Here is a 20,740-nt window from a genome sequence, read left to right as displayed (position 1 = left end):
GCGATGCCTCCGACGGACGGCTCCACCGTGCTCGCGGACCTGGCCCTCCCGCCCCGCCGCAGCCGGCTCGACGCGGTGCTCACCCGGGTCGGCCTGACGGGGGTCCTGGCGCGCGACAGCCTGCTGGCGGCCGTGGTCCTGCTCGTGACGGCGCCGGTCGTGGTCCTCGTCACCGCGCACGAGCTCGCGGTGGGCCCGCTACGGGGAACGGTGCTCGTGGTCGCCGCCTGTGCCCAGACCCTGCCGCTGGCCCTGCGCCGGACCCGTCCCGTGCTGGCCCTCGGGCTCGTCGCGGCGTGCCAGGTGGCCATCGTCGCCGTCTCGCCGTCGGACCTGTCCTTCGGCGGCATCCCGCAGGTCGTGGCGGGGTACACGGTCGGGACGATCGTGCCGGCGCGCCGAGCGCTGGCCGTCACCGGCGTGGCCGTGGTCCCGGGGACGCTCGCGGCGGCGGTGGCCGCCGCCGGCGCGGGGGAGGGGCTGTGGCTGCCCGCCACCAACCAGCTCGTCTCGGGACTGCTCACCTACGTCGTCAGCGCGCTGGTCGGCGGCGCGGTGGCCACCCGGCGCGCCTACGTCGACCTGCTCCGCCGGCGGGCGGCCGAGCTGGTGCAGGCGCAGCAGGCGATGACGCGGGCCGCGCTGCTGGCCGAGCGCTCGCGCATGGCGCGCGAGCTGCACGACGTCGCGGCCCACCACCTGTCCGGCCTCGTCGTCCAGGCCGCGATGGTCGAGCGGCAGATCGACAGCGACCCCGAGGCCGCCAGGACCGGCACCGCGTGGATCCGCGCGCAGGGCAAGGAGACGCTCAACAGCCTCCGGTCGGTCGTGGGGGTGCTCCGGGAAGGCCCCGGCGCCGACGGGCCCGCCGACGACCCGCACGACGCGCCCCCGCCGGGCCTCGACGCCCTCGACGGGCTCGTCCGGACGGCGCGCAGCCTCGGCAGCGCGGTGGACCTGGTGCGCGAGGGCAGCCCCAGGCCGCTCGCGCCGCTCGCCGACGCCGCGTTCTACCGGCTGGTGCAGGAGTCCCTGTCCAACGCCCGCCAGCACGCCCCGCAGGCCCGGGTGCGGGTCGGGGTCCGGTTCGGGCGGCGGGACGTCGCGCTCGAGGTGGTCAACGCACCTGCCGGCCACGCGGCCCCGGACCGGACCCGGCGCGCGGACCGGACGGCGGACCGAGCGGACGACCGGCAAGGGCTGGGCCTGCTCGGCATGCGGGAACGGGCCCACCTGGTGGGGGCGACGCTCACCACCGGGCCCACCCCGGACGGCGGCTGGCGGGTCGGGCTCGCTCTGCCGCTGCCCGACGAGCCGGCGCCCGCCCCGCCGTCTGCCCCGCCCGCCGCCCCGCCCCCCGCCTCGGCGCCGAGCACGGAAGGACCACGCGCATGATCAGGGTCATGCTCGTCGACGACCAGGCGGTGATCCGGGCCGGGTTCCGGTTCCTGCTTGAGCAGGCCGACGACAACCAGGTGGTCGCCGAGGCCCCGAACGGCCCGATGGCGGTCGAGCTCGCCCGCCGCCACCGCCCCGACGTCGTCTGCATGGACGTGCGGATGCCGGGCGGCGACGGCCTGGCCGCGACGCGGGAGATCGTCGCCGGCGACGCGCCCGGGGTGTCGGCCGGGGTGTCAGCCGGGCCCGACGGCTCGGGGCCGGTGGTGCTGGTCGTGACCACCTTCGACCTCGACGAGTACGTGTTCGGCGCCCTCGAGGCCGGGGCCGGCGGGTTCATCCTCAAGGACTGCGAGCCGGAGGAGCTGATCGACGCGGTGCGGCGCCTGGCGGCCGGGCACGGCCTAATCGACCAGGCGGTGACCCGCCGGGTGATCACGGAGTTCGCCCGGCGCAAGGCCCCGCCGCAGCCGACCGCGGACCTCGCCGCGCAGCTCACGGCCCGTGAGGCGGAGATCGTGCGGCTGCTCGCCCGGGGGCTGTCGAACGCGGAGATCGCGCAGGAGCTCGTCGTGGAGACGAGCACGGTCAAGTCCCACCTGGGCCGCGCGATGGCCAAGGTGGGGACCCGCGACCGGCTGCAGACCGTGGTCTGGGCCTACCGGAACGGCCTGGCCCGCTGACCTTCGGGCCCACGCGGCTCCGCTGACCGGCTCCGCCCCCGGCGGTCAGTCCTGTCGTCCGGCGCGGACCTGGCACCACAGCAGCGCCACGGTCGCGGTGCTCAGGGCGGCGGTGCGCAGCAGGTTGGCGTCGAGCAGGCTGTCGATCGTCGCCGCCGACTGCCCGATGTCGTCGAGGCGGACGTGCATCGGGATGGCCCACAGCACCGTCGACAGCAGCGCCGTGACACCGGCGACGCCGACCAGGGCCGCGGCCGGTCGCGGAATGTCCGCGGGTCGGGTCCACCAGAACGCCGCGCCGGCCAGGAAGCTGGCGAAGCCGGGCGCGATCACCACGACGGGGATGGCCTCGTTGTACTGCTGGTGGTACGCGGCGAAGCTCGCCGGGTCGACGGCGCGGTAGAGCGGGTACGACACCAGCTGCGCCTGCCAGGCGATGGCGGTCGAGTACGCGGTGAGGGCCGTGAGGCCCAGCAGGTTCCAGCGTCGCCAGCGCGGCGGGCGGGAGACGGGCCGGCGGGCGTCCACCAGGGCGGGTCGAGTCATGATCAGGTCGTCCTCGCAGTCGGGCGCCCGAGGTCACCCTCGGGCGAGGGGATCGTCGCCTTGCGGGGATCCGCCAGAAGGGCCAGGATCGAGGCAACCGATGTAGTGAGACTACAATGACTGTAGTGGGAGTCAAGTGATTTCAGGGGACTCGGACGCAGGCTCCCTGCGGGCCCGCCAGGCGGAGGCGACCCGCCGTCGTGTCGCCGAGGCCGCCGTCGAGCTGTTCCTGCAGGACGGCTACGCGGCGACCACCGTCGCCGGCGTGGCCAGGCACGCGGGGGTGTCCGCGCAGACGGTCTACAACACCTTCACGACCAAGGCGGGGCTGCTCAAGGCGGCCTACGACATCACCCTGGTCGGCGACGCCGAGGCGGTCCCGCTGGCGGAACGCCCCGAGGTACGGGCCCTGTACGAGACCTCGGACGCCTGGCAGCTCCTGCACGGCTACGCCCGGCTGGGCCGCGAGCTCCTCGACCGGGTGGGACCACTCATGCTGCAGGTCGCCGCGGGGGCCGCGGCCGGCGAGGCCGACCTCGTCGCCCACCAGCAGGTCACCGACGGCGAGCGGCTGACGGGCACCACGATGGTGGCCCAGCGCCTCGCCGGCCTGGGTGCCCTGGCCCCCGGCGTCACCGTCGAGCAGGCCCGCGACCGGATCTGGACCCTGAACAGCGTCCAGGTCTGGCACCTGCTCACCGGCACGCGCGGGTGGACCGGTGAGCAGTACCAGGACTGGATCGGGGATGCGATGTGCGCCGCGGCTCTCGGGAGCCCGGCTCGCCCGGCCCCGTGATCGCTGGGACTGCTGCACGAGTAGGTGACAGTCGGTGTCAGGCGGCGAGTGCGACCTGAGGGGCGTTGATGGTCTCGTACTCGACCGGAGTCAGGCGGCCGAGTCGGGCCCGTCGGCGGCGGTGGTAGGTCTGCACGATCCAGGTGGCGATCGCGCTGGGGAGCTCGGCGCGTTCGGTCCAGCAGCGCCGGTCGAGGACGTTCTTCTGCCGCAAGGCGAAGAAAGACTCCATCGCCGCGCTGTCGCCGGCGGCGGCGACCTGCCCGGACCGGATCTCGCGACGTCCGGACCCGTGGTCACTCAAGTAGTCGCACTTCCCCTGCGGGAGGGGGTTCTGTCGGAGGTGATCACGCCTCTGACCTGTGTGGGCGATACTGGGATCGAACCAGTGACCTCTTCCGTGTCAGGGAGATTCTGAGGTCCCAAGCTAGTGGCGGAATGTCGCCTGACCTGCGTGCATAGTCCACGGGCGTCCACCGTCGAACGTCGGAATCCGGCCCTGTAGTCACCCTGTTAGTCACACTGTCGTGGGCCCGAGACTGGCCGCGGTGGAGCCTGGGTTGGTCCCGGGGAGGCCGCGTGTCAACGACAGACCACCGACGGGTCTGCAAGAACCACCTGCCTCGCCCGTTCCAACGACGACTCGAGCCTCGTCTCCGTCGACGTCACACCTCTGAAGGAAGTCCCGCCGGCAGGGACGACATTGACGTTCGTCCAGCCCGGATCCAGCGCAGAAACGGCCAGGCTCGTGGGCGACAGGTCGATCAGTAGGCAGTCATGGGAGCTCTTGGCCGTGTCAGTACTACTCTTTCCCTTCAGCGTCTTCTTGCTCAGCGGTCTAAGACGACGTCATTAGCCAGACGCTGGGTCGGCCCGCTACCACCGCTGCGGCTAGAGCCGTCAGCGTGGGTCCGCACCGGTAACCGATCCCCGGCCGGACAGCGCGTCGAAGCGGCGCCAGCTCCGGATTTCGGGTCGTCGGCCCGCTCTGAGGGCCAGCCGTGTCACTCAGGGGTCGGCAGCTGGGACGTCGCGTACTAGCGTCCCGGCATGAGTAGGACTGACACCGTCCGCCAGCCTGGCTGGCGTCTGGACCAGGTCGCCAGTGCCGGCCGCGAGAACCTCGATGCCCAGCACGTCGCTCGGTATGACGCGATCGAGGACGCCTCCCCGGACCGCGAGGTGGCCCTCCTGCAGCAGTGGGGCATGGCCCGAGAGTCCGTGGTCGTGGAGCTGGGGACGGGTACGGGCCAGTTTGCGGTCGCGGCGGCACGCGTCTGTGACCGGGTCGTCGCCGTCGACGTGTCTCCAGTGATGATCGCCGAGCTTCAGACCAAGCTCGCCCGCGAGCATGTCGACAACGTCGACGTCATGCAGGCCGGCTTTCTGGACTACGAGCACGGAGGCGCACCCGCCGACGTCGTCTACAGCCGGTACGCCCTGCACCACCTGCCCGACTTCTGGAAGGGCGTGGCTCTGGCCCGCATCCACCGGATGCTGCGACCCGGCGGACTCCTGAGGGTCTGGGACGTCGTCTACTCCTTCGAGCCACACGAGGCCGAGGACCGCCTCGAGGCGTGGTGCGCCACGGGCGGCCCCAACGACGGCGACGGGTGGAGCCGCGCGGACTACGAGGAGCACGTCCGAGACGAGCACTCCACGTTCACCTGAGTCTTCGAAGCCCTGGCGCAGCGGGCCGGCTTCCACGTCGAGACCGCCGAGTACAGCCCCGACGGCATCTTCGCGGAGTACCTGTTCCGCAAGCCGTGAGGTCGTCCCGAAACTCGCCGATCCCCTGCGGGACGGGGGGCCGGCCCTAATGACGAGCTCCTGGGTCGCTCCCCGTCGTTGGTAGCCGGTCCCCTGTTGGGGCTGCTGGTGGTCCTGGTACGTCAGGCCTCCTGGGCGTCGTCGTAGGCGCGTCGTGCTGCTTCGATCCGTGGCATCTGCTCGTGCGCCCAGGCCAGGAGCACGTCGATGGGCGCGCGCAGTGTCTTGCCGAGCGGGGTGATGCGGTACTGCACCGCGACGGGGCGGGTGCTGAGCACCTCTCGCTCGACGACGCCGTTGCGTTCGAGTCGCCGCAGGGTCGCTGTCAGCGACTTCTGGGTGACCGTGGGGATGGCGCGACGCAGCTCGTTGAAGCGGCACGGTCGCTCACACAGCTCCGCGAGAACACCGAGGGACCAGGAGTCCAGCACCTGGTCGAGCAGCTCGCGGTGGGGCCGGTCGACGTGCAGCGGGACGGGGTGCGCTGGTGCGGTATCGGTCATGACACCTGGTCTCCTCGAGGTGCTGTGGTCTCGTTGAAGTGGTCTCCCGGTGGTGACTAGGAAGGGTCGCATCCGTTTCGACCCCCGCCAGAGGAGATCGCCGTGGCCGTGCAGCGCCTGAACCCCGAAACCATGATGCAGCCCGTCCCGTACGCCCACGTCGCCGTGGGCTACCGGCACCCGGCAGGTGCACGTCGCCGGGCAGGTGGCACGCACCGCCGACGGGCAGCCCGTCGCCGCGGGCGACCTCACCGGGCAGGTCGCCCACGTGCTGCATGCCACCGCTCGGGGCTTGGCCGCGGGTGGGGCCACGTTCAATGACGTGGTGCGGCTCACGTTCTACGTCGCCGGGTGGCAGCCCGGGCACATGAGCGCGTTCCTGGCCGGCGTCCAAGCCGTGGCCGAAGAGGTGGGTTTGCCGACACCGATGCCGCCCGCGTCCCTGATCGGCGTCTCGATCCTCTTCGACCCCGACGTCCTCGTCGAGCTCGAGGCCACGGCAGTCCTCGACTGACGGTGGAGCAGCCGAACCTGCCCCGACCTCTTCGTCAGCGCGAAGCCCCACCTCGCTGGAGCAGCAGAGGCGATCAGCGGACCGCAGGCGACCGAACGGCCTCCGCACACGATCGGTCAGGTTGGATGTACTAGCGGCTCGAGCTGCCCGGTTGGGTTAGGGACGCGTAGCCGGACTCAGGCAGCTCGGTGACCTCGCCGGCGGTGAGGTTGACGAGCAGGGCCGAGGACGGCGGAGGGTTGGGGCCGTTGGTGCTGGCCCGGTTGACGATGGCGAGGTCGCCGGCCAGTTCGACGGTGGAGGGCAGCACCCCGTCCGGCAGCAGCGCGGCGTCGATCGGCACGACCGTCGTGGGCTCGTCGTCCTCGATGCCTTGGACGATCAGGTCGTAGCGTGTGCCGCCATCGACGGGTTCGGCCTGCAGCCAGGCGAGTCGATCCCCTGCGAGGTCCAGCGTCAGCCCGGTGGGGCAGTCGGGCTCGTCCCCGCACGCGCCGTCAGCCAGGGGGTTCGCTGGGGCCGCGACGTCACGACCGGTCAGGTCGACGAAGCGGAAGTCCGTCACGGCCGTGTCGAAGGTCTGCAACGAGATCGTGCCGGTTGCGGCCAGCGTCGCCCCGGACAGGCCGGACTCGAAGCCGCCGGTGAAGTCGATCCGCTGACGCCCACCCGCGGGCAGGCGCACGCTCTGGATCGACTCCTCGTAGTCGTCCGGCTGCTCACCGACGACGGAGACGCTGAACACGATGGTCGGCTGTCCCTCGACGACGGCCGCACCCTCGAGCGTCACCTGGTCCGCGAACCCCGGCGCCACGACCTCGACCGGCTCGACGTCGACCGACTGCTGCCAGAGGATCCCGCCGGCCCCCTCCAGCATGGCGGACTGGTAGACGAGACCGCCGCGCCCGTCGTCGAAGGCCCGCACGGCGCTGTCCTCGCCCACCACCCCGCCGGTGCCCCGGGTCGCCAGCAGCGTGACCCCGTCCTCGTTGGCCACGAGCACCTGACCCCGCGGCAGCAGCGGGTCTTCGTCAGAAGCGGCCGCGGCGCCCGCAGCGGCGGAGGCCGTGACGGTCCCGCTGCTGGAGGTCGTGGAGGGCTCACCCATCCCGGTGGTCGTCGCCGAGGCCGGGCCCGGGGCCTGCGTCGTCGCAAGGACCGGAGCCCCGCTCCCGCTGGCCGTACCCGCGTCCTGGGCCCCGCTGCAGGCGCTCACGGTGGCGACGGACAACAGGAGGACAGACGCGACCGCGGACCCGCGCCAAGCGCGCCTGAGGGTGTCTCGCTTCACAGGTGTACTGCTCATGGGACTGCTCGTGCTCGACCGGGGTGGCCATGGCCAGGGTCGAGTGCAGGCGGCGGTTGTTGTACCAGTCGACCCAGCCGGCGGTGGCGTACTCGACGTCGGCGAGGCTCTTGTAGGGCCCGTCGTGGAAGACGGTGGTCCGGATGCACTCGGCCTTAAACAGGCCATTGATAGTCTCCATCAGGGCGTTGTCGTAGGCGTCGCCGACGCTGCCGATCGAGGGCCTGATGTCCTCCAGCGCCAGGTGCTCGGTCAGCTTCAGCGACGTGTACTGACCGGGCATCGGAGTGATGGATCAGCTCGCCCGCGACGGTGGGGTGACCGTCTCGGCCCGCTGCCACAACGCCATCCGCAACGGCGTCATCACCAGGTCGGTGGCCTTGGAGGTCGAGGCGTGCCAGGCCACGATCCGTTGGGCGAACACGTCGACGATGAAGGCGACGTATATGAACCCGGCCCACGTCCGGCAGTAGGTGAAGTCGGTGACCCAGACCTGGTTCGGGGCGGTCGCGGTGAACGCCCGGTTGAGCAGGTCACCGGCCCGGATCCCGTCCTTGGCCGGGATCGTGGTCCGGTGGGCCTTGTCGCGGCGGACACCGACCAGGCCCAGGGTCCGCATGGCCCGATCCACCGCCCCGCGGCTCACCTCGTGCCCGCCGCGGCGCAGCAGCGCGGTCATCTTCCGGCGCCCGTAGAGGCCTTCCGGGGTCAGCCGGCGGCGCCCGTCCGGCCCGACGGTCCAGGCCAGGTCACGGACCTGATCGACGACGCGGGCGTCGCTGACCGTCCGCGCAGATGGCTGGCGGGAACGCCAGGCTCGGTAGGTCCGCGCGGCGACCTGACAGCCCTGCTCGCGCAGGACCCGGCAGATCGACTCGACCGCACGGCCTTCGGCCCGGAGGCTGTCGATGAAGCCCATGATCATCGGTGTCGGGGGTCGAGCTCCCCTGGCATTGACGCGAAGAAAGCCGACGCACTTCGCAGGATCGCGTTCGCCCGACGGAGCTCCTTCACCTTACGCTCGAGCTCTGCCAGCCGCTGGGCGTCGGTGGTCGTGGTGCCTGCTCCAGCGCCGTCCTCGATCTCGGCCTGGATGACCCAGCCCCGCAACGTTTCGGCGTTGATGCCCAGCTGCTCACCGATCCGCTTGCACGCCCCGGGCCTGCTCGCCGGGTCCTTCCGCGCATCGACGGTGAGCCTGATGGCCCGCTCCCGCAGCTCGTCCGGGTACTTCCGTGGTGCTGCCATGACTCTCATCCTCCGTGGATTGAGAGCCTCCATCAATCCCGGGGCGAGACACTTTGCTGCCAGGCGGTGTCTAGCCGATGGGCGGTGCTTGGTTCGTTCTTTGCACGCCCTCCAGGTGGATCGATCGGCGCTGTCGGCGACCCCGGCGGCTGGCGCCGACGAACAACGGGTTGGTTCATGGACATGACGGCCCAGGGACCCGTTCGCGTCGGCGCCCAAGCAACGTCGCCTCCGACGTCGCGACGGTTCTTCGGTCGCTGCGTGCGGTGGTTCTCAGTCACGCCTGGTCGGTGGGTCTGAGGAGGATCTCGTTCACCGCGACGTGGTGAGGTGCCGTGATGGCGTACATCACCGCGTCGGCCACGTCCATGGGTTGTAGTTGGCGGTAGGTGGCCACCCGCGCCTCGATCGCTGCCCGGCTCGCCTCATGTGTGATGTGGGTGCGGAGAGACGTCTGAGTACTACCGGGCTCCACGACGACGACGCGGACGCCCGACTCGGTGACCTCCTGACGGATGCCTTCGCTGAAGCCGTTGACCGCGAACTTGCTGGCGTAGTAGGCCGACGCGCCGCGACCCACGGCCCGCGCGGCCATGGACGACATCTGGACCAACGACCCCTTCGACTGCACCAGGTGGGGCAGCGCGGCGTGCGTGACGTACATGAGGCCGAGCACGTTGATCTCGATCGTGGCGGTCCACTCGTCGACATCGGCCTCCAGTGCAGGTGCCAGCGGCATGATGCCGGCGCAGTTCAGCACGAGGTCGAGTTGTCGGTGGTCCGCGACCGTCTTGGCGATGGCTGCTCGAACCGCAGGCTCGTCACGCACGTCGAGCCGAGCGGTGACGACCGTGGTCTCGATCTCGTGCAGCCCGTCGAGCAGGGCCTCCAGCCCGGCGTCGTCGATGTCCGTAGCCACGATCGTTGCTCCGCGCGCTGCCAAGGCGAGCGCGCAGGCGCGGCCGATACCTGACGCAGCACCGGTCACGAAGGCGGTCATCCCGGAGAGCTTCCGGCCCTGCCCAGTCATGTCTGCCTCCCCGACGTGATGGCGGCTGCCGGATGAGCGAGGCCACGTGCCTTCCAGACCACCGGGAGCCCGTGCCCCCCGGCGTGACCGAGGAGCCGCTCATTGTCCCCGGGCCAGGTGCGCAAGCGGATCTCGAACGGACCGCCGGTGACCGACTCGACGGACAGCCGGGCCAGCGGGGAACGCATCGTGGCTCGCCGGCCATGACGCGCGAGCAGCTCGTCCAGCGCGGCGTTGGTCTCGCGGTCGAGGTAGGTGGTGACCACCGAGTGGGTGACCACCGTCGCGGTGCCGGTCGATGGCTCGGCCAGCTGCCGCTCGAGCCATGAGAGCGCATCAGCCCTTTCGACCCGAGGCTGCGAGGGTGAGGCGCGGAAGACCTGGATCGCCGCCTCCAGCCGTCGACGGCGCACCTGCTGGTCGGGCCAGACGAAGGCAAGCAGCGTCAGTCGTCCCTCCTCGGTGGCGACGTCGACAGGCGTGAGGTCGCAGCCGGCACGCTCGTCGACCGTCACGGCTCCGACGGATGGGACCGGCCCGTCGAAGACGTCGTCGAGGACCACGGGGGACAGCGGATCCCCCCACGACCACGAACCCGACCGGTAGCGGTAGGCGTCCCACAGGAGGTTCAGCCCCGCGCTCGAGCCGATCTCGAGGGTTCGAAGGGGCAGGCCGGTCTGCGTCGAGACCGTCGCGAATCCCCCCAGGAGCGCGGCGCTGCGCCCCACCTCGTTGGTCTGCGGCGCCCGGGTGACGAGTCCTCTGAGCGTTTGGCGGTGGTCTTCGAGAACAGCGCGGAACTGGTCCCACAGTCCGTCCTGGGGAGCTCCGCCGACCGACGGGTAGTGCAGCGCGAGCTCCGGTGCGCGCCCCTGAAGCACGAGGCCGTGGACCGAACCGAGCAGACGGAGGGCTGGATAGTCACCCTCGGGGCAGCCCGCCAGCTGCTGCAGGACCTGCCACGCCGGTCCCCCCAGCCGCACGTCGACCGCGACCTCGTCGAGCAACCGCGCGTACATGGTCGATCCGAGCTGGGCGCAGAGCCGAGCCTGGACAAGGCACAGGTCCGCCATCCGCTCACGCACCGGATCTCCCCCTTCTGGCGGTCTCAGCCGCCGGTGCCCTTCCTGAAGACGACGTTCACAGTAGGCACGATGCCGCGACGGGCCAGTCCCCTGCCTCATGCGCGGTCGGGTGCGGTTATGCGCGAGCACTCCACGCGACGACCGGTCCTCGTCGGGCCGACCTAGCGTGGGGGCGACCACCAGAGGAGCCAGTCGTGACCGCTGATTACGAGCCAGGCCGTGGCGGGTCGGCGGCGCAGGCCGTCGACAGCGTGAGCTGGCTCGCCGGTGTGCTGGCGAACGAGACCGCACCGGTCGAGCGCGCCGGCGATCGCTTCGTCGAATCACTCCTGGCCCGGTACGACCACGACCTCGACGGCATGTTCCGGCGCTGGCGAGCGGGCGGTCCTTTCGAGGTCGTCGAGGTCAAGGCCGCGCTTCACAAGGGGTGGGCGACGCTGGCCGCGCCCGGGGGGGAGCGAACCGTCCTCGCCGTCACCGTGGACACCACGGGAAAGATCCGACGCGTCGTCCTGGAGGAGGACTCCCGGGCCGCTTCGGGCCTCGCGTTCGACGATGTTGACAGGGCACTCGGGGCTGTAGATGGTGTCGAGAGCACGGGGTACGTCGGCCGCCGCGGCCCGCAGGGGTGGGTGCCCCTGTGGACCCGCGACGCTCACCGTCAGATGCCCGGCGGATCTGTCTTCAAGGTCTACGTGCTTCTCGCGGCGGTGCATGCCGTCTCGGCGGGGCACGCTCGGTGGAGCGACCTCGTGACGGTGGGACCGACGACACGGAGCCTGCCGACGGGCGAGATGCAGGACCTGCCTGACGGCACCCGCGCCACTCTCGCCCAGGCCGCCTTCAACATGTTCGCTCGCAGCGACAACACCGCGTCCGACATGGTCCTCGAGCACCTCGGCCGCGAGGCGGTGGAAGCTGCCGCAGAACGTTCCAGCCACTCGGCCCCCGACCTGCTTCGGCCGTTTCCCACCACGCGAGAGTTGTTCGACATCGGGTGGGGCCACCCGAACACTCTCGCGGCCTGGGCTCTGACGTCGGCCCGAGGACGCCGAGCCATGCTCGACGAGCACCGGCACCCCCTCCGGATCGGCGTGACCGACCTGACCCACGCTGCCCACCCACTCGGCCTGGACTGGTGGATGTCCTCACAGGACGTCGTCACGGCGATGTCGTCGCTGTGGGAGCTGGCCGCGGCTGCTCCGGACGGCCCGCTGCCCGACATCCTCGCCGCCAACCCGGGGCTGGAGGTCGACCGCGAGCGGTGGCCGCGCTCGACCTTCAAGGGAGGGTCCTCGCCTGGCGCCGTCATGTTCGCCTGGCTGCTGGAGGACCCAGCCGGTATCGAGCACGCGGTCGTGCTGCAGCAGCGATGCCCCGAGGTCGGCGTGCTGCGAGACGGGCTCGCCCTGCGTCGGCTCGGTGACACCATCATCCACAGGCTGCTGGTGTGAGCAGGCGCGACAGCGCGCTCGCGGTGCTCGTGGCGGTGCTGTGGGGGCTGAACTTCGTCGCGGTGGACCTCGCTCTCGAGTCCTTCCCCCCGTTCTGGCTCGCCGCGCTGCGCTACCTCGTCGTCGCCGTACCGGTGCTGCTGCTCGTCCCTCGGCCCGGCGTGCGGTGGCACTGGTTGCTCGGGTACGGATTCGGCTTCGGCGTGGCGCAGTTCGGGCTGCTCTTCCTCGCGATCGACCGTGGGATGCCCGCCGGACTGTCGTCGGTGGTGCTGCAGATGGGCGTGCCCATGGTCATCGCGCTCGGCGCAGTCCTGCTCGGTGAGCAACCGACGGGGCGTGCGGTGGCCGGCGGTGGTCTCGCCGTGGCTGGCCTCGCGATCATCGGGTGGGAACGCCTGGAAGGACCCGGTGCGCTCGTGCCCTTCGGGCTCACGCTGCTGGCTGCGCTCGGCTGGGCCCTGGGGAGTCTGTCGAGCCGGCTGGCGCAGCCGGACAGCCCGCTGCGGTTCGCGTTGTGGATGACCGTGGTCCCGCCGGTTCCGCTGCTGCTGCTGTCGATGGTCATGGAAGGTCCCAGGACCGGGTGGGATGCGACCGTCGCCGCCGTGCGCGGACCGGACGTGGCGCCACTGCTCGCGCTGCTCTACATCGTCCTGCTCGGGACGGTCGTGAGCGCCGCGCTGTGGAGCGCCCTGCTCAAGACGAACCCCGCCGGGACCGTGGCGCCGTTCTCCATGCTGGTCCCGGTGGTCGGGATGTGCGCAGCCTGGATCGCCCTGGGGGAGCGGTCGTCACAGGTCTCCGTGGTCGGGGCCGGCGTGGTCCTCCTCGGCGTCGCGGTCGCCACGGTGGGGCGTGCTGCGGCACCTCGCCCCGGGCTCCGGACCGACGCGAGCGTGCGAGACACCCGCTGAGCAGCGGCGCGTCCGAGGGCTATGTCCTGGCGGCACGGGCTATAGCGGTTCGCGTCGTCACTTCGACCGGTCGACCCGGTCGGGGTGAGGGTGGTGCCTGGCCTCGTCACCGCGACGGACGGCAGCGACGGAGGGGTGACCGTGGTCGACGAGTGGTGCTCATGGCTCAGCAGTGGCTGAACGAGACCTACTCGGATGTGGTCGGCTACAACCTGTGCCCGGAGGACGGGCGGACCGGCTGGGCGACCATGCGCTCGCTCACCCGGGCGTTGCAGCAAGAACTCGGCCTGTCAGCGCTGTCCGACAGCTTCGGCCCTGCCACCATGGCGGCGCTCGACGCCCGCGGCCCCGTCGGGCCGGCGGAGCCGAACGGGGACATCATCAGGATCGTCCAGTCGGCGTGCTACTGCAAGGGCTACAACGCAGGTGGGATCAACGGCTCGTGGGGCAACAGGTTCCTGGGGGTCAGTACCGACTTCGCCGTCAACCGCCTGATGGGGGACCTGGGCCTCGACGACGCGCGTGACGGCACGCTGCCCACCAAGGCCTTCAAGGCTCTGCTGACCATGGACGCCTACGTTCTCGTCGCCGGTGGCGACCCCGAGATCCGCACCATCCAGCAGTGGCTGAACCGGACCTACTGGCAGAAGCGCTTCGCCTTCCTGATCCCCTGCGACGGGCACTACTCCCGGGACGTCCAGAAGTCCTTGATGAAGGCCCTGCAGTCCGCCTTCGGGATCCCGGACGGGCAGGTCACCGGCAACTTCGGCCCCGCGACCCAGCAGGGCCTTCGCGACCATCAGCTCCAGCAGGGTGCGACCGGCAGGTTCGTACGCCTCTTGTCCGCCGCCTGCGTCTTTAACGGCCCGGTCCCGGCGGGCGGCACCATCGCCCGGACGGTGTTCAAGGAGACTTTCGACGGCCGCCTCGGCGAGTACCTGTCGTACTTCCAGCAGTTCAGCCTGCTCGAGGACAACGGGTGGGCCGACTACCCGACGTGGTGCCAGCTCCTCGTCTCGATGGGGGACCCGGACCGGGAGGCCGGCGCATGTGACACGCGCTTCACCATCACGCGGGAGATGGCCGCGTCGCTGCAGGCGGACGACTACCTGGTGGTGGGGCGGTACTTGGACGAGGAGGCCACCAGCACCCTGGACAAGGTGATCAAGCCGGGCGAGCTGGAGGACATCTTCGCGGGGGGCATGAAGGTCTTCCCGATCTGGCAGTACAACGCCCGCCGCCTGGTCGACTTCACCTACACCATGGGCTACGACCACGGGGTGCGGGCTCACGACCGGATGCTCCACTACGGGTTCAACGGGGGTGCCATCGTCTACTTCGCCGTCGACTACGACGCCACCGACCCCGAGATCACGAGCAACATCGTCCCCTATTTCCGTGGGGTCCAGGCGGCGCTGTCCTCGCGGGGCCGCCGCTACCTGGCCGGTGTGTACGGCTCTCGGAACGTGTGTGCCCGGGTGTCCGAGGAGACCCTCGTCGTCAGCTCGTTCGTCTCCGGGATGTCCTGGGGGTTCTCGGGCAACCTCGGGTTCCCGCTGCCCTTCAACTGGGCGTTCAACCAGATCAAGGAGTTCCGCTACACCGGAGGCGGGCAGACGATCGATCTCGACCGCGTCGTGCACCGGGTCGGCATCGACCCGGGGATCGGCTCCGACGGTGTCGGTGGCTCGACGCCTTCCTCCGTCGGCGAGCTGCTCGACTACGTCGACGCCGTCCGGGCCGAGGCCGTTGCCTACGGCGGAGCCGACCCCGAGCTGCGGACGCTGGAGTTCCTTCGTTCACCCCGGTACACGCAGCAGTACAAGGGGTGGGACCTGCTGCTCGGTCCATGGGACCAGGACTGGATCGACCACGCCGCCTGGAGGCTCGGGCGCCGGTTCCCGACGTTCATCGACCCCTCGTACGGGGACACCATCAACGTGGACCACCTGGCGGCTACGGCGAACGCCGGGCTGCTCAAGGGTTCGGGTGAGGGTACGGCGGCAGCCCGTGGGGACTTCGGTGGCTGGGGAGGCGACCTGTCGACGTTCTACGCCGAGTGGCGCAACAACCGGAGGAGCTACGCGTCCGGGTACACGTTCTGCGTGGACCGCCTGGCAAAGCGGGGTGTGGTGTCGTCGTACGGGTTCACCGACATGGTCGAGGACGTGGACGGCTACCTGCTCGGCACCGCGTGCCGTGCTGGGGCGCAGTTCAGCACGGTTCTCCGCGCCCACCTGACGGGCAGCGGCCACACGACCAGGTTCCGCGACTTCTTCGGCTCGCGCTTCGGGTCGTCGCTGACGACCGCGACGGGCGCCGCGCGGACCATGCTCACCGACGTGGGCACCGACGACGGGCTGGACACCCTGCGCGACCTTGCCATCATCGGCACGTCCAGCCCGTTCGTGCTGCTGCCCAAGGACCTGGCTGCCGAGGACCTGGACCCCTTCGTCGAGGGCTTCGCCGAGGCGCTCCACAACCTGGCCGCGATCGGCTGAGAGGTACACCGATGGACGTACGAGACAGGACCCTCTCCAGGCGCGCGCTCCTCGGCGCCGCGGTCGTGGCGGCAGTCGTCGGCGGGGGCACCCGGTCCGCTGCTGCTGCAGGTGGGTCGACGGACACCTGGTCGGGGGCACGGAGCGCGAACGGCTGGCCGGTCCTCAGCACGGGCAGGAGCCACCTGATCGAGGGCACGGGTCTTGCCGTGATGCTGGCGGACGGGCCGGCGGCGACCGTGCTGCTGCACGCCGTTCGTCGGTTCGCCTACGAGGTGGACACCTTGCGGCCCGGGGACGTCGTGAGCCTCACCCCGGACCGGCAGGTGCTGTCACCGGAGCGCTCCAACCTCCTGTCCGGGACCGCGGTCCACATCCGACCCGGGTCGTTCCCCCGGGGGACGGACGGCAACCTCTTCCCCGAGCAGCTCACCGTCCTCGAGGACATCACGGCGGAGGCCGGTGGCGTCCTCGCGTGGGGCGGTCACCTCGACGTGCCGGACCAGGGCCTGCTCTACGTCGACGTTCGGCCTTCGTCTCCCGCTCTCAGCGGGCTCGCAGACCGCTTCGCTCACGTGGACCGGATGGACGTGGCCGGCGGTGCCGGTGACGTCGACGTGTTCGACCCCGACCGACGTCGAGCGGCCACGCGGTTCCGTCTCGGGCGGCGTCGGTGACGCCTTCGCCCTTCTTCGCAGCACTCGGCGGCGCGCTCGCGGCGACGGTCCTCGCGACGGGGGGATGTGGTGCATCGCTGGTCCGGGCCGACGCGGACGAGCAGGCAGCGCTCTTCGCGGACACCGTGCTGCTCGCCAGTCTCCAGGAGGAGGCGGGCTCCGCCTCGCCGAGTACGCGGTTGGCCGAGGTGGTCGCGTGGCTCGAGCAGCCGGACCGGGACTTCCTCGGGTTCAACTCCGACTCCAGCTGGGTGGTCGGCGAGATTGGGGGGGCCAGGGTGGCCCTGACCTCGTACTACCTCTGGGACGACCGGTCGTTCGCCGCGTCTCGGACCTGGGGCCGTGCATGCGTGGAGTACGTGGTGGCCGAGGCGGTCACCGTCGAAGAGGTCGCGTGTCCCGCCGACACCCCGGAGACGCCCGGCCCCGGTGCCGTCGGGTGGGACTTCCGGTAGCAGCAGGGTCGTGGCAGGGCCCCCGATACATACCGAACAGGCGGTACCGTTCGGTGTCATGACGAGCCTTGACAGCACGCGCACTCTGGACCGCTCGCTCGTCCACCGGTGGAGTGTCGCCGAGGTGTTCGTGACCGCGCTCCGCTGCGAGGGACAGGACCGCGTCGAGGCCGTGGCGCAGTGGCCACGCCACCACGCCTACTTCGACACCGGCGACGGGAACTACTGCATCCTGCTCGGCGCCGAGACGTTCCGCCAGACGGCGATCGCTGCGCTGCACACTATGGGTGTGGCCTCAGCCGTAGACCACTTCGTCATGAAGCAGATGCGCGTCCGATGGGTGACGGCGCCGCAACTGGTAGGGGTCAGACCGTTCGACCTGGGGGTCACCCTCTCGCTCACGCCTGCGGTGCGACCCGGACGGTTCGACCTCGAGGTGAGCATGGCTACCGCGGAGGGGACGGTGGTTAGTGGTTCGGGCACTGTGATCGTGCTGCGACCACAGGTGTTCGAAGCCTTGCGCGCTGGCAGGGTCCGGCCCGTCGGACGGATGGACGGGCCGCCCGACATCGACTGCAGGGCCGTGGGGCGCACCCGTGCGCGCGACGTCGTCCTCGTGGCCCAGGGTGAGCACCGCTGGGAACTGCGGGTCGACACGACTCACGCCACCCTGTTCGACCACCCGTCCGACCACTTGCCCGGGATGCTGCTGTTCGAGGCGGCGAGGCAGGCCGCCCTCCTCACGAGCGACGGGCGTCAGGTGGTCTCGATCGGTGCCCACTTCGGGTCCTACCTCGAGGTCGATGAGCCCACGCTGGTCGAGCTGGTGCCCCAGGCTGACCATCTGTCCGTCACCGTTCGTCAGGCTGACCTGGTGGGTGCGACTTTCCAGGTGGTGGTCGGGCCGTGAGCCCGTTGCGCGTCGTCGTCCTCGGTGCCCGGGGGTTCCTCGGTTCCGCAGTCGTACGGGCTGGGCGCAAGAACCCCTATGTCGGAGACGTCCGGGCGGTCTGTCGACCCGGTTCCTCGCCGAACGGCGTCGTCGCCGACGTCCGTGACCCCGAGCAGGTGGCCGCGGTCGTCGCGGGCGCGGACGTGGTGGTCAACGCCGCCCACGTCATCGGTACCGGCGCGGCCACCGAGGTGAACCGGATCGGCCCCGCGGTCGTTGCGCGGGCCGCGGCGATCGCGGGTGCCAAGTGCATCGAGTTGGGGACGGCCGCCGTGTACGGACGGGGGCCCTTGCGCGGGGGCGCCGAGGGTCGGGTGGCTGTGGCCCCGGGGTCGGACCTGAGCGTTAGCCGCGCCGCCGGCGAGCAAGAGGCGATGCGTGCGGGGGCCACCGTCCTGCGACCCATGATCGTCGTCGGCCCCGGGGATCGGTGGGCGGTTCCAGGAGCAGCGGCCGCAGCGGCCAGTCTGTCGCGGGTCCCCCGCGCGAGTGTGGGCGTGGTCGACGTCGACGACCTCGCGCGGCTGACCCTGTCCGTGGCGGTGATGGACGACGTCCCGCCGCTGCTGCACGTGTCACGGCGAGAACCCGTCCCGCTCGCACGCTTGCTCGACGATGCCGGGTACCGGCCACCCCCTGACACCGAGGCGCACGGCCAAGTCGCGGCGATGCTCGACACCGACCGGTGGGTCGACTCCCGACATGTTTGGCAGGTGGTTGGCTGGGAGCCCGAGGGCCCGGTCATCAGCGAGGCCGCCCGTCGCTGGTACGGCACCCCTCCGGCCGGCGCTGCGCGAACGATGGTCTAGACAGGGGAGACGTTCTTCCGTCGTCGACGTTGAGGCGGCCTGATCTCGACCCTCGGTAGCAGCTCGGGACGGACGACTGCCGGGATGATGAGCGCCCAGAGGTTCTCCACGCGCTCGGGGAGGTCGCGCCGCTGACTGAGGGCTGCGCTCGTTAGCTGCAGCCCGGTGACGGCCGAGGTGATGGTGTAGGCGGTCTCACTGGTTTTCACGTCGTCCTTCAGCGTCCCCGCGTCCCGAGCCCGGTCGAGCAATTCCGTGACAGCGGTGATCCAGCTGCTGTAGCCGTGGACGATCGATTCCGGCGGAGCTGCGCGGTCGATGGTCATCCGGATGCTGGCCCGCATCAGCGGGTCCGAGATGAGCGCCTCTACGAACGCGTAGGAGATGTCGACGACCGTCTGGACCGGTGGGTCGTCGGTGCCGTACTGCTGGCTCAGCCACTCCGCCTGCTCGGCGATGATCGCCTCTGCCACGGCCTCCTTCGACGGGAAGTGGAAGTACAGCGCGCCCTTGGTGATGCCGCTCTCGTGGACCATCTCGGCGATCGTCGCGGTCTCGTAGCCCAAGCGGTCGATGACGACGGCGGAGCCGACGAGCGCGTTGCGCCGTGTGTCGATCGCGCGCTGCTGCTGCGGCATACCCGTCCCTTCTCGGTCTCGCCCGACCATTCGCGAGACGGCCTTGCCCCTCGACAGCGGACAAGATTAACGCTTGGCAACCGGTTATGTCGCGCCCGCGGCAGTCATGCCGGACACGCTCCTCGCCGCGACCCCAGGTGGGCGGCCCGGCAGGCTCGACCTGCGAGAGGAGCGTCCCATGACCAGTCCGACCAAAAGCCCGCACATCGACTACCCCACGCCTCGAGAGGACCCGCTGGCGCCGCCTACCGCCCTGACCGGGCTGAGCGGTGGCCCGCACCGGGCGGCCCTGTGGGACGGGTCGTCGGCATGGGTGATCACGTCGCACGACCTGACCCGCGAGCTACTCAATGACCGACGGCTGTCAGCGAACACCGCGGCCCCGGGCTTCCCCATGCTGTCGCCTGCTTCGATGGTGCTCAGGGCCGAGCCCCGGTCGGCCTCGTTCATCCGGATGGATGAGCCGGAGCACGGTCGACTCCGAGGCATGCTGAGCAGCCGGTTCCGCCCGGCCGACGCCGAACGCATGCGGGACGTCATCGGCGGGCTCGTCGACCAGAGGCTCGAGGCGCTCGAGCCACTGGACGAGGCGGACCTGGTGCCCTCGCTGGCAGCTCCCCTCCCCGCGGCGGTCATCGCCACGCTGCTCGGCATCGCCGACGAGGACCGACCCTTCTTCGAGGACCGCAGCGCGCGCCTCATCGACCGGACCCGCACGACGGCGGAGGTCCGCGAGGCCCGGGAGGAGCTGGACGTGTTCCTCAACGGCGTGGTCGACCAGCGCGTCGACCAGCCCGGTGACGACCTCGTGTCGGTCCTCGTGCACGAGCGGATGCTGACCGGCGAGATCGAGCGGCAGGACGTCGTCCCGATGTGCCGGCTCCTCCTCGTTGCCGGTCACGGGACGACCGCCAGCCAGCTCTCGCTCAGCCTGGCCTCGGTGCTCGACCAGCCGTCGGCCCGGGAGGCGGCCGCAGCCGGTGCACCGGCGGTGGTCTCGTTGGGGGACGAGCTCCTGAGGTTCCACACGATCGTCCAGAACGGACTGGTCCGCGCGGCCGTGGCGGACATCGAGGTGGGTGACGTGACGATCGCCGCGGGCGAGGGCGTCATCTTCGCCATCGGTGCGTCGAACCGGGACGCCGACACCTTCCCCGTGCCCGACGAGCTGGACCCAGGGCGCGACGCCCGGCGTCACCTGGCCTTCGGCCACGGCAGCCACCAGTGCCTCGGTCAGTGGCTCGCCAAGGTGGAACTCGAGGAGTGCCTCCACCGGTTCACGACGCGCTTCCCCTCGGCCCGGCTCACCACGCCTCTGCGGGACCTGTCGTTCCGCCACGACGCGTCGAGCTACGGGCTGGAGACGCTCCCGGTCCGGCTGCGGGCCGACTGACGTCCATCCGACGACGTCGTGGACGAGCCCGTCTCACCGCGACGGACGTCACGCACCGTGCCCGT

General features: G+C 70.9%; 19 protein-coding genes and 2 pseudogenes. 13 read left to right on the top strand and 8 right to left on the bottom strand.

The annotated features are described in order from the left end of the window. Positions 1-3: 3 nt before the first annotated feature. Together SJY06_RS15180 and SJY06_RS15175 are read left to right on the top strand one after the other, a co-directional pair. A complete protein-coding gene (locus tag SJY06_RS15180) occupies positions 4-1,395 on the top strand; it encodes a sensor histidine kinase (RefSeq protein WP_380168376.1) in 1,392 nt (463 codons plus the stop codon). Positions 1,396-1,403: 8 nt separating this feature from the next. Further along, complete coding sequence (locus tag SJY06_RS15175) at positions 1,404-2,081, top strand: response regulator (RefSeq protein ID WP_380168375.1); 678 nt, start codon at positions 1,404-1,406, stop codon at positions 2,079-2,081. 45 nt (positions 2,082-2,126) lie between these two features. Here SJY06_RS15175 and SJY06_RS15170 read toward each other — a convergent pair whose 3' ends face one another. Then, a complete protein-coding gene (locus tag SJY06_RS15170) occupies positions 2,127-2,627 on the bottom strand; it encodes a hypothetical protein (RefSeq protein ID WP_380168374.1) in 501 nt (166 codons plus the stop codon). 136 nt (positions 2,628-2,763) lie between these two features. On the opposite strand from SJY06_RS15170, the gene SJY06_RS15165 reads away from it, so the two are divergent. Further along, the gene (locus SJY06_RS15165; RefSeq protein ID WP_380168373.1) at positions 2,764-3,423 is read left to right on the top strand and encodes a TetR/AcrR family transcriptional regulator; all 660 of its coding nucleotides are present in this window, start codon (positions 2,764-2,766) and stop codon (positions 3,421-3,423) included. Between the two features lie 37 nt (positions 3,424-3,460). Here the strand turns inward: SJY06_RS15165 and SJY06_RS15160 are convergent. Beyond that, positions 3,461-3,688 (bottom strand): annotated as a pseudogene (locus tag SJY06_RS15160) (IS3 family transposase); the annotation flags it as partial. A 785-nt stretch (positions 3,689-4,473) separates the two neighbouring features. Here SJY06_RS15160 and SJY06_RS15155 point away from each other — a divergent pair. Further along, entirely contained in the window at positions 4,474-5,094 is a 621-nt protein-coding gene (locus SJY06_RS15155) for a class I SAM-dependent methyltransferase (protein ID WP_380168372.1), read from the top strand. Positions 5,095-5,315: 221 nt separating this feature from the next. Here SJY06_RS15155 and SJY06_RS15150 read toward each other — a convergent pair whose 3' ends face one another. Beyond that, on the bottom strand, positions 5,316-5,696 hold the full coding sequence (locus SJY06_RS15150; RefSeq protein ID WP_380168371.1) for a winged helix-turn-helix transcriptional regulator: 381 nt from the start codon (positions 5,694-5,696) through the stop codon (positions 5,316-5,318). Between the two features lie 187 nt (positions 5,697-5,883). Here SJY06_RS15150 and SJY06_RS15145 point away from each other — a divergent pair, with 187 nt between their 5' ends. Next, positions 5,884-6,210: a RidA family protein gene (locus SJY06_RS15145; protein WP_380168369.1), complete on the top strand. Its 327-nt coding sequence runs from the start codon at positions 5,884-5,886 to the stop codon at positions 6,208-6,210. Positions 6,211-6,340: 130 nt separating this feature from the next. Here SJY06_RS15145 and SJY06_RS15140 read toward each other — a convergent pair whose 3' ends face one another. From SJY06_RS15140 to SJY06_RS15125, 4 genes and pseudogenes are all read right to left on the bottom strand, one after another. After that, complete coding sequence (locus SJY06_RS15140) at positions 6,341-7,318, bottom strand: hypothetical protein (protein ID WP_380168368.1); 978 nt, start codon at positions 7,316-7,318, stop codon at positions 6,341-6,343. Between the two features lie 196 nt (positions 7,319-7,514). Further along, a pseudogene (locus tag SJY06_RS15135) lies at positions 7,515-8,764 on the bottom strand (IS3 family transposase); the annotation flags it as partial. A gap of 277 nt (positions 8,765-9,041) precedes the next feature. Continuing rightward, positions 9,042-9,794 carry an SDR family NAD(P)-dependent oxidoreductase gene (locus tag SJY06_RS15130; RefSeq protein WP_380168367.1) on the bottom strand — a complete coding sequence of 251 codons (753 nt, stop codon included), beginning with the start codon at positions 9,792-9,794 and terminating at the stop codon, positions 9,042-9,044. Then, positions 9,791-10,867: a DUF2332 domain-containing protein gene (locus tag SJY06_RS15125; protein ID WP_380168366.1), complete on the bottom strand. Its 1,077-nt coding sequence runs from the start codon at positions 10,865-10,867 to the stop codon at positions 9,791-9,793. The genes SJY06_RS15130 and SJY06_RS15125 overlap by 4 nt, the downstream gene beginning before the upstream one ends. 206 nt (positions 10,868-11,073) lie before the next feature. Between SJY06_RS15125 and SJY06_RS15120 the strand changes: the two genes are divergently transcribed. The 7 genes from SJY06_RS15120 to SJY06_RS15090 all read left to right on the top strand — a co-directional run bounded on the left by SJY06_RS15120 (position 11,074) and on the right by SJY06_RS15090 (position 18,644). Further along, on the top strand, positions 11,074-12,333 hold the full coding sequence (locus SJY06_RS15120) for a serine hydrolase (protein WP_380168365.1): 1,260 nt from the start codon (positions 11,074-11,076) through the stop codon (positions 12,331-12,333). After that, on the top strand, positions 12,330-13,250 hold the full coding sequence (locus tag SJY06_RS15115; RefSeq protein ID WP_380168364.1) for an EamA family transporter: 921 nt from the start codon (positions 12,330-12,332) through the stop codon (positions 13,248-13,250). Before SJY06_RS15120 ends, SJY06_RS15115 begins: the two co-directional genes overlap by 4 nt. Positions 13,251-13,411: 161 nt before the next feature. Then, a complete protein-coding gene (locus tag SJY06_RS15110; RefSeq protein WP_380168363.1) occupies positions 13,412-15,751 on the top strand; it encodes a glycoside hydrolase domain-containing protein in 2,340 nt (779 codons plus the stop codon). A 209-nt stretch (positions 15,752-15,960) separates the two neighbouring features. Next, complete coding sequence (locus SJY06_RS15105; RefSeq protein WP_380168362.1) at positions 15,961-16,428, top strand: hypothetical protein; 468 nt, start codon at positions 15,961-15,963, stop codon at positions 16,426-16,428. Beyond that, positions 16,425-16,883 (top strand): hypothetical protein, encoded by a 459-nt coding sequence (locus tag SJY06_RS15100; RefSeq protein WP_380168361.1) that lies wholly within the window; start codon positions 16,425-16,427, stop codon positions 16,881-16,883. The genes SJY06_RS15105 and SJY06_RS15100 overlap by 4 nt, the downstream gene beginning before the upstream one ends. A 58-nt stretch (positions 16,884-16,941) precedes the next feature. Continuing rightward, positions 16,942-17,793 carry a ScbA/BarX family gamma-butyrolactone biosynthesis protein gene (locus SJY06_RS15095; RefSeq protein ID WP_380168359.1) on the top strand — a complete coding sequence of 284 codons (852 nt, stop codon included), beginning with the start codon at positions 16,942-16,944 and terminating at the stop codon, positions 17,791-17,793. Continuing rightward, complete coding sequence (locus SJY06_RS15090; protein ID WP_380168358.1) at positions 17,790-18,644, top strand: NAD-dependent epimerase/dehydratase family protein; 855 nt, start codon at positions 17,790-17,792, stop codon at positions 18,642-18,644. The genes SJY06_RS15095 and SJY06_RS15090 overlap by 4 nt, the downstream gene beginning before the upstream one ends. On the opposite strand, the gene SJY06_RS15085 is transcribed toward SJY06_RS15090, so the two are convergent. Continuing rightward, entirely contained in the window at positions 18,641-19,282 is a 642-nt protein-coding gene (locus SJY06_RS15085) for a ScbR family autoregulator-binding transcription factor (RefSeq protein WP_380168357.1), read from the bottom strand. The two genes, SJY06_RS15090 and SJY06_RS15085, sit on opposite strands and share 4 nt — an antisense overlap. A 178-nt stretch (positions 19,283-19,460) precedes the next feature. Between SJY06_RS15085 and SJY06_RS15080 the strand changes: the two genes are divergently transcribed. Then, the gene (locus tag SJY06_RS15080; protein ID WP_380168356.1) at positions 19,461-20,675 is read left to right on the top strand and encodes a cytochrome P450; all 1,215 of its coding nucleotides are present in this window, start codon (positions 19,461-19,463) and stop codon (positions 20,673-20,675) included. Positions 20,676-20,740: the final 65 nt, after the last annotated feature.

It is taken from the genome of Jannaschia sp. R86511 (genome assembly GCF_042466345.1).
Taxonomy (GTDB): domain Bacteria; phylum Actinomycetota; class Actinomycetes; order Actinomycetales; family JBBAYJ01; genus Aquipuribacter.
The sequence above is the reverse complement of the archived record's forward strand: the minus strand, read 5'-3'. Positions and strand labels throughout refer to the sequence as shown.